General features: G+C 36.3%; 1 protein-coding gene. It reads left to right on the top strand.

The window, feature by feature from the left end; all coding sequences use genetic code 11:
• A partial coding sequence (locus tag TD18_RS17270) for a T9SS type A sorting domain-containing protein (protein WP_040254843.1) occupies nucleotides 1-2423 on the top strand: 2423 nt, incomplete at its 5' end.
• Nucleotides 2424-2906: the final 483 nt, after the last annotated feature.

Here is a 2906-nt window from a genome sequence, read left to right on the forward strand (position 1 = left end):
GTATCCAGGCAAGTGTAGTGAAAGATTACACCGTATGTGGAGGAACTATCACTGTGACTTACGCAGGTAAGGATATTTGTGATCGTGACCTAGAGGCAGGACCATTTGTAATTGAAGTGAAGCCAGCGCCAGCGCCAGTATTTGCTCCAATAGAAGATGCTAGTATTCCATGTGAAGAATTAGCAACTTATACGCCAGAGTTCTTATCATATAGTAATGGTATTGACGGAGATTGTGGAATTAATGGAAGTGTTCAAGGAGTTGCTGAAGAGTTTGTAGGTAGCTGTGGAACGTTCCAGGTTAATTTCTCATATGAGTCTTGTGGTGTAACTATAACAGCGTCGCAAACGATAACCGTAATTGATGAGACAGCTCCAATGTTAGTAGGAGAGTTACCTCAAGGGTTGTCAGATGTAGATGCATGTTTAGCAGATGCACCAGCTCCACCAACAGAGCAGGAGATAGAAGCATTATTTACAGATAACTGTGGTAATGTAAATGCGACCTTAGAGATTGTATCTCCAGCGGAGAATACAGATTGTCTATGGGCAGTATTATACAGATATACTATTGTAGATGACTGTGGAAACTATGCAGCACCAGTTAAGATCTACCATAATGGTGGAGATAAGACAGCACCAGAATTGGTAGGAGACTTACCAGAGGGTATAACAGGATTACAGTGTTTAAGTGAAAACCCAGGAGCACCAGATTTAGGAGCTATTGAGGCCGCTTACACAGATAACTGTGGTGATGTTGTAGTAACACCATTTGAGCCTAATATTGTAGGTGACGATTGTGGATGGACAGCGACTTACGAGTATGAAATTAAAGATACTTGTGGTAACAAGTTACCAAACTTGGTAATTGTGAATAGTGGTGAAGATACTATGGCACCAGAATTAGAAGGAGAAATTCCAATGGGAATGAACAGCGTTAACGCATGTAAAGATTCTGATTTAGGAGAGCCAACAGAGGAAGAGATAGCAGCGCTATTCTCAGATAACTGTACAGATATCACAGCTGATAATGTATTGAAAGTAGAGAAGTTGGCAATCGGATCAGATTGCGAGTGGATTAGAGTATTTGAATATACAGTGTCTGATAACTGTGGTAATCTATACCCAACATTCAAGATCAACTACCAAGGTGGTGATTCAGAAGGACCAACCTCTACAGGAGTATGTACTGATGAAGTGATGGTTTTAAATACTAGTGACTGGGAAGGATTAGATTGCCCAGCAGTTGCAGGTGTATCACTTGTTGATGGACAGGAAATCAATGTGAATACTGAGTGGACAGTAGGAGGAATTCCTACCTCACAAATAGGATCACTTTACGAATGTTATACAGACAACTGTGCTGATGTTGAAGATTTAATCTTCAGAGTCATTGGTTTAGGTGAAGTTAAAGATGATTGTTCTACAACACTTACAGTGACATTTGATGTCTTTGATGCGTGTGATAACAAATCAGCAGATCCTTTAGTATGTACTTTTATCATTAATGATACAACAGATCCAGTATTAGAGTGTCCAGCAGGTGAAGATTTCGGTCTAGTGACTGAAGCACCAACTGAGTTTGCTGATAAAGCAACTTGGACAGACAACTGTCAAGGTTCTGGTGATACTGCATCATTTACAGATGTGATTTCATCAAGTGTATCTCAAATAAATGAGCCTACTCAAATCGATTTAACTTGTAGTAATGGATCAGAATTCCAGTATATACTTACGGGTTATGATTCTGATGGTTATGCTATGTATTCAGGAGTTGCTTTTGGTTATCCAGATGAAGTTTGGACGTTAACATATAGATCAAGTGAAGGATTGTATTACTTTACTTCTAATTTTGGTTTCTTTGATTATTTCACGACTACAGCTGATGGACTCTATCCTTCATGTAATACGGATGATGTTGTTACACTTAATAATACTTGTAATTTAGCCATCGACTCATGTTTAGGTACTAATGGTTCAGTTGAAAACTGGACACTTGAAAGAACATTTACGGCTGATGATGGTTGTGGTAACACAAGTGAATGTACAGTAACGTATGAGTGGTCAATTTATTCACAAATACTATATAGAAACAATGAAGGTGAAAATTCAGGATTCTCTACAGATTGTGAGCAATTGGTTAGAAATGTTGAAGAGAAAATCGACTTTAAAGCGTTCCCAGTACCATTTGATAATGAGGTAACGATTACTTATGAATTTGATTACAGAACAGATGTAACTATTGAGTTCTTCGATACTAAAGGATTATTAGTATTAACAGAAACGAACACAAGATATGTTGCAGGTTCAACTGGTAGAACTACTTTAGATCTATCAAGAACGTCTAATCAAGTATTCTATGTGAAGTTAACGACTAATCAAGGTTCGGTTACTAAGAAGATAGTATCTTCAGGTAAGAAGTAATGCGACGTAAATAATTAGGGAATTCCCTAAGGGTATATACAAAAGACAGCTAGAAATAGCTGTCTTTTTTTATGCTTTAGTTTGTACTAAATGGTTGAAAGTAAATGCATAAGTTGTCTTAGCATATCTACATTTTGAAGCGTGAACGAATAGAAATGTCTTGCTATTGAAGATATATATATGTAGAACATCCTGTTTTATAAATTATTAAATGGCTTACTCACAGCATTTTTGATAGAAAAACTAAAATCCCTATGTATTTTATCGAAGAATTTTGCATCCAAAATGAATCACTTTTCGATTAAATGTAAGAAAGAAAAGTTCAACGGTTTAATGTGATAAAAAACAATAAAATTATTTGGAAGTCAACACGCTATCATATTATATTTGAAAATAATTCAAGATGAATTCTGTTCATTTTGATTTCACAAAAGAATAAAATAATAGCCCTTATTTTTTTGTGACTTACCAAAAAATTGTTTG

Origin of the sequence: Psychroserpens mesophilus, from assembly GCF_000826645.1 — a bacterium.
Classification (GTDB): Bacteria; Bacteroidota; Bacteroidia; order Flavobacteriales; family Flavobacteriaceae; genus Psychroserpens; species Psychroserpens mesophilus.